The organism is Bacillus sp. JJ1503 (assembly GCF_036965125.1).
In the GTDB taxonomy this organism is placed as follows: Bacteria; Bacillota; Bacilli; order Bacillales; family Cytobacillaceae; genus Cytobacillus.
Genome location: NZ_JBALOZ010000356.1, coordinates 1 through 6418, shown reverse-complemented (window position 1 = coordinate 6418; position 6418 = coordinate 1). Strand labels below are relative to the sequence as shown.

At 40.3% G+C, this 6418-nt stretch carries 4 protein-coding genes and 1 pseudogene; 2 read left to right on the top strand and 3 right to left on the bottom strand.

Annotated elements, in window-relative coordinates; genetic code table 11:
- Positions 1–39: 39 nt before the first annotated feature.
- A pseudogene (locus tag V7149_RS22575) lies at positions 40–651 on the bottom strand (DJ-1/PfpI family protein).
- A 295-nt stretch (positions 652–946) separates the two neighbouring features.
- Between V7149_RS22575 and V7149_RS22570 the strand changes: the two are divergent.
- Positions 947–2413 carry a sugar phosphate nucleotidyltransferase gene (locus V7149_RS22570; RefSeq protein ID WP_335347829.1) on the top strand — a complete coding sequence of 489 codons (1467 nt, stop codon included), beginning with the start codon at positions 947–949 and terminating at the stop codon, positions 2411–2413.
- Between the two features lie 37 nt (positions 2414–2450).
- Positions 2451–3608 carry a glycosyltransferase gene (locus V7149_RS22565; protein WP_335347828.1) on the top strand — a complete coding sequence of 386 codons (1158 nt, stop codon included), beginning with the start codon at positions 2451–2453 and terminating at the stop codon, positions 3606–3608.
- Here V7149_RS22565 and V7149_RS22560 read toward each other — a convergent pair.
- Positions 3605–4777 carry a glycosyltransferase family 4 protein gene (locus tag V7149_RS22560; protein ID WP_335347827.1) on the bottom strand — a complete coding sequence of 391 codons (1173 nt, stop codon included), beginning with the start codon at positions 4775–4777 and terminating at the stop codon, positions 3605–3607. The two genes, V7149_RS22565 and V7149_RS22560, sit on opposite strands and share 4 nt — an antisense overlap.
- A gap of 17 nt (positions 4778–4794) precedes the next feature.
- Positions 4795–5904, bottom strand: coding sequence for a glycosyltransferase family 4 protein (locus V7149_RS22555; RefSeq protein WP_335347826.1), 1110 nt, complete (start codon positions 5902–5904; stop codon positions 4795–4797).
- Positions 5905–6418: the final 514 nt, after the last annotated feature.

The window sequence follows — 6418 nt, the reverse complement described above, 5'->3', positions numbered from 1 at the left end:
AACTGTCCCAAACATTATTCCATACAAAAACGGAAATTCTTAATTTACGGGTTTTCTCCAAACGACTCCTCTTCGTTCATATTCCATTCGATGTTCAACTGCAGCTGCTATCTCAGCTCCTGAAAACCTCTCAATAATCCATAATCCTAGATCAATTCCTGAAGTAACTCCCCTAGATGTGATTACACTACCTTCATCAACAATTCGATATCCTAAGTAATCAGCTCCATATCTAGGAAGTTCATCTTTCGCCAGATAATGCATAGCAACTCTCTGGTCTTTTAAAATACCTGAAGCAGCCATCAACATGTCACCTGTACAAACCCCTCACACTATCGTACCTTCGTCATGCATAGCCGAAATGATCTGCGTTAACTCCCCCTTCTCCGCCTCCTGTCTCGCACCATGTTGGGCTTTATGGTTCCAGCCACCGCCAGGGATGATTAACAAATCTGGTCTGTTGTCTAAACGTAAAAAATCATGGACCGTCACTTGAACGCCAAAAGATGCGGTGACTTCTTTTTGAGACCCACTTGCGACTAATTCAATCTCGAATAGAGCTCCTGCCTCGATTCCTCGCTTTAAAACTTCATAAGGTGCCAAAGCGACAAGTTCCCCAAATCCTTCAAATAATACAATTTGTATCTTCACCCTCATACTCTCCTTTAAAATCTCAAACATGATAACCCCATTCTACTTTTTTAGACGGGGTTAAAATTAGTTGTTTAATTTTTGATGTGCAAAATTTTTTCGCACTTAAAAATATAACAATAATGTTGTTTAAATCTAAGGGGATAATCCACAATAGCGCCCAATTGTTTAATAAGAAGGCTCTGCCGAACCTTAAAAAGTATGCTAATTTGATTCGTATGACCATATCACTATTGTATTAGCCCCATAGAATACTAGTACCAGCTTTATATTTACTTAAAAATGGGGTTGAGATATGAAAATTCTATTGCTATCAGGAGGTTCGGGACGAAGACTTTGGCCTTTATCTAATTCAGTTAGGGCCAAGCAGTTTTTAAAGCTGCTGCCTACACAGCATGGGAAGCCTGAATCCATGATTCAGCGGGTCTCCGGACAGCTGGATGATGCTGGGCTTCTATCATCAACATTTATTATTACCTATGAGAATCAATTGGAGATAATAAAAAACCAAATAGACACTCAGATTCCCGTCATCTGCGAACCGAGTCAAAGAGGTACATTTCCATCTATTGCTTTAGCTTGTGCGTACCTTCATTCCAATTACTATGCCGGTCCTGAGGAAACCATTTGTGTGGTGCCGGTGGATTCCTATGTGGAACCCCTGTTTTATAAGCTGTTGCAAAGCATTCCGGATATTCTGCATATATCGCAGGCTGAGCTTGCTCTGCTAGGTGCTGTGCCGCAGTTTCCGTCAGACCAGTTTGGATATATCCTCCCTAAGCCGGGTCAAAAAGAGGAAATAGGCTGCCTTCCAATAGATCAATTCATAGAAAAACCAGATACAGAAACAGCCCGGCTGCTGATAGAAAAGAATGCTTTTTGGAATTGCGGTGTATTTGGATTTTCTTTGAATTTTATGATTGAGTATTTAAATAAAATGGGGCTTTCCACTTCTTATAGCCAGCTGCTGAAAAACTATGATCTTCTGCCTGAAATCAGCTTTGATTACGAGATCGCTGAGAAAAACAGCAGGTCGATTGTAATTCCCTATTCTGGTTTATGGCAGGACCTCGGAAGCTGGGAGACATTAAGCGGCCAGCTTGGGAGTTCAGTTTCCGGCAAAGGTTCTCTATCAGAGGACTCTAAAAATACACAGATTGTCAATGAACTGTCCATTCCGATTCATGCCATTTCAATCTCTAATAGCATCATAGCTGCCAGCCCGGACGGGATTCTGGTTGCCGATAAGCAGAAGAGCAATGCTATAAAGCATATGGCTGAAACAACCCGGCCTATGTATGAAGAAAAAAGATGGGGCATCTATAAAGTTTTGGATTTTTCTTATACTAGCGAAGGAATGGAGTCCCTTTCCAAGCTGCTTAAAATATTACCTGGCAGAAATATCAGCTACCAGACTCATCAATTCAGACAGGAGACTTGGACAATCATCTCTGGAGAAGGGGAGTTTATTTTGGATGGCCGCCTTGTCTATATTAAAGCAGGAGATGTCCTTCAAATTCCGGTCGGTGCAAAACATGCTGTAAAGGCCATTACACCTCTGGAAATTATAGAAGTCCAATGGGGCGAAAAACTGCAGGAAGAGGATATTATTCGTATTACTGCTTCCTGGGAAGAGACGGTTAAGAATATCATAAAAGAGCGGGAAAGATGGTCTCTATCATCTGCTCTACAATGCGTCAAGACTATATGGAAAACGTGTTTGAAAACTATGAAAATCAGGTTTGGGAGGAAAAAGAATTAATCATTATCTTAAATAATGATGAGATGGAGGCGTACAAATGACATATTATCAAGTAGTTTGGAGAGGGCCGGTTCTTGATGCAAGCGGATATGGAATTGCAAGCAGAGAATACGCTCTTGCATTAGACCGTCTTGGTGTTGATCTTATAATTCAGCCGTATACTTGGAATTTCCCCTATGATTTTAGCAATAAAAACAAGAAAAAGAGATTATTGCAGTTAATTGAAAAGCCATTCCAAAAAAACAAACAAAAAATATTAATTTATCATTGTCCGCCTGGAAATATTGATGATATCAAAAAAGAGAGAAAAAATTTTGATCGGATCCTATTTAATACTGTTTGGGAAACAGGAAAGATTCCGAGTCCATGGCTTCCAGTTATTAATGCATGTGATGGGGTATGCGTACCATGCTCTCAAAACATAGATGCCATGATTGAAGGCGGTGTGAATGTTCCTGTGTTTCTGGCTCCTCATGGGGCTGATACACAAGCATTTTACCCTGGAAACAAAAAGCTTTCATTAAAGGAAGCAAAAGGGAAGTTTGTTTTTGTTTCAATTTTTGATTTTCAGCATAGGAAAAATCCTGAAACTTTGCTGAAAGCCTATTGGAGCGAGTTCACTTCTAAAGACAATGTGCTGCTGGTCATAAAAACATATGGCAGCAATCGTAAAAAAATATTAAAGTCTATTTCGCAATATAAAAGAAGTCTTGGGTTTACAAATGAAACTGCCCCTCTGCTTGTAATAACGGGCGTTATACCGGAAAAGCAGCTTAAAGGTTTATATACGCTGGGCAATGCATTCATTCTTCCCACTAGGGGAGAAGGGGTAGGTCTCCCATATATGGAGGCATTATCAAGCGGTATCCCAGTCATAGCTACAGGCTGGGGCGGACAAATGGACTTTTTGAATGAACATAATTCCTTTTTACTAGATTACAAGCTGGAGAATCCAAGAAACAGCATGGGCAGCAAAAGTGCCATATCGAGGCTATACCCCCACTTTTTTAAACATGAGGACCATCTGTGGGCTGAAGCCGATCTTGAGGATACAAAAAGACAGATGAGATTGGCCTATGAAAATCCGAATCTGTGTAAACAGAAAGGCCAGCAAGGAAGATTGGATATGCTGAATCTTACCTGGGATAAGGCCGGAATATTATTGAAAAAGGCTATAGAAGAGATTCTTTCTTAAACAGAAAAAATCTCTTCAATATCATTATGGATCTTTTTAGATATACTTTTCCATGAAAAACGGCTGTTAATATGTTTTTGCCCGTATGCGGCTATCTCCTCCATAAATTTTTGTCTGCAGCTGAACTGGTTAAGCTTATCCGCGAAATCCTCTGCCTCAGCATGGATATAGTGCTTGCGGTCAATAAGTTCTAATCCCCGGACACCGCATAAAGTGGAAAACAGGGGAATCCCTGCTGATAAAAATTCTAGCGCTTTCAAATTGACTCCTGCACCGCTAAACATCGGATTGATAGCGATATCAGCTTCAGCAAATAGCTTTAATTTTTTTTTGTGCTGAACCCTGCCCAGTAATTTTACGTTATTTTTCTTAAGCTCTTGAAAAGGTCTGCAGCATTCGCCTGCAATGATAAAGTCGATATCCCGACATTTATCGGCAAGTTGCTTAATGATAAACTTCACTGCCTGAGTGTTAGGCTGGTAATCTGCTCCAATAAACAGAGCTTTTGGCCTTCCGGCAGGCTTCTTTCTGCGCGGAAGCCATTCATCTGGATTGATTCCATTTGGGGCAAGCTTAATTTTTTGAGGATCCAGCCTATAATCTTTAATAAATTCCTCCCTCTCGGCTGCGGATGTGGCATAAATCAAGTCCGCGTGTGAAGTTAATCGCTGTTCTGCTTCATAAATCCGAGGAAGGTATTCCCGCGCCTTTTCACCCTTCCAAATTTGCTTTGCCAGTGAGTAATCATGGTTATGGCTGTTATAAATTCTTGGCTTTTGATCTTTGCTGAAATACAAGTCATAATCCAGTAAATAAGGGGTTTCATGAATAATGATATCGCTTGATTGGTAGAGCTTCTCAAAATACTTTTTGTATAAGGCAGGATAATTGGCAAGCTCCAAATACATAATTAAAGGAAGTTCATAGCCTGAAGCAGCATTATGAAGCTTCTGTCTTATTTGCGAGTAGAGAGGATCCCTTTCCGCTTTGTATTCTCTAAAGCTTGAAGAGTATTTGACGACCTTCTCCTTTTTACTGTTTGTTTGGGATAAAAGAGTAATATCATAATAATGGCTTAATTCGTTATAAATATGAAAATACCTCAATGTGCCTCCACTTGTCGGCGGGAAAACCGTTGGGAAAATATTAAGGACAAGTAATTTTCTCATCATTCCCCTCCTCTTCATTAGTTCCGGGTCACACTTCGAAAAACTTTCAGCGTTTCTTCGGCAGTCTTTTTCCAGGAAAAATGCCGTGACCGAAGACTGCTCTTTTCGCTAAGCTGTTTTCTTGTTACAGGATTTAACATCTCCATCATTTTTAAAGCGATCTCTTCAGGATTTTCAGGATTAAAATAAAGACCCGCGATGTCTGCGATTTCAGGGATGCTTCCCTTGTTTGAGCAAACGATCGGTGTTTTTGTTTTAAACGCCTCCACCAGGGGAATGCCAAATCCTTCATATAGGGAAGGAAAGACCAAAAAGCTGGAGTTCCAATAAAGAGAAGGCATTTCTTCAGGGGGAACGTATCCCAGAACCCATACCTGTTTTTCTAAAGAACGTTCTCTTATAAATTTCAAAACAGATTGATAAACTCCATTGCTTTTATCTGCATAGCCTGTCAGGACAAGCGGTATGGTGGTATTGTATTTTTCCCTCAGGATCAGAATGGCCTTTAGAAGATTCAGATGGTTTTTGTGCGGATTATAGCTTGAAGGATATATGGCGTATGTTTCGGGCAATTGATATTTTTGTTTCACTCCTTTCATTGTGTTCTTCGCTGGTGCTTGATCAAATATGGCTGGTGCATTGAGGTGAATGACATGAATTTTTCTCTCTGGAATGGAGAGCTGACGGGCTATGGCACCCTTGGAAAAATCCGAGACTGTAATGACAGCATCGAACGAAGCCGTATATTGTTCATAATAGCGATTATTCTCTTCTAATCCGCCGGGGACAAAGTCCGGATATTCCGTATGAAGTACATCATGAATCGTTGCCACAGTCGGAACAGGGATACTTGGGAGATACGATCTGTGCAATGGGCAAAACCAAAGGTCCAGCTTGCATTTTTTGATGGCATCATAAACATCAGCAGAATCCATTAACTTCCGGAACTGAATTATTTTTATTTTTTCATGTTGGGGAAAAACGTTTTTCAGCTTCCGCTTAAGAAAAAGGAACAGGGTAAGGTTTTCCCGGCTGTCAGCCATATGGCCAATTAAATGCGTTATATATTGTTCAACCCCTCCAAACCGGTCTTGAGATAGATTGAGGAGATTAATTCCGATTCTCATCCTGCAGGCCTCCTTAGTCTTCAATTGGTGATTTAGAAGATATTTATTAAATAAACTATTATATTCGCCTGCTCAGATTATCATCACAATGAATTTAAAATTAGAAAGTGGAGCAGCAAGAGAAGGGATTCATGCTGAAAAATAAGGCTCAGTTAAATTTACCCGTTGATTTCAGCACGAGGTACTCAAGTGTTCAGAGGGCGATCCGATGCTCCTCGGTGCATTTGCACCTGCTGGGTCTCCCGCTGATTACGCTTTTCCTGCAGGACTTTGAATAAGCATCTCTGAGTAAACACCGCACGAAGGAAATCCGATAGCATTTCCGGGGAGCTCGCGCCTTCCGCTCCAATCAGCAGGATGCTAAAAATCAACAATAACCTTTAACCAAGCCAATAAGAAAAATCCTACATTATCAAAAATCCACCTATAAACCATTGAACTTTGTTATAAATCCACATTAAGCTAGATATTTCGGATTTCAATAATCGTTAATTTGCTTTAAGTTCCACTAAAT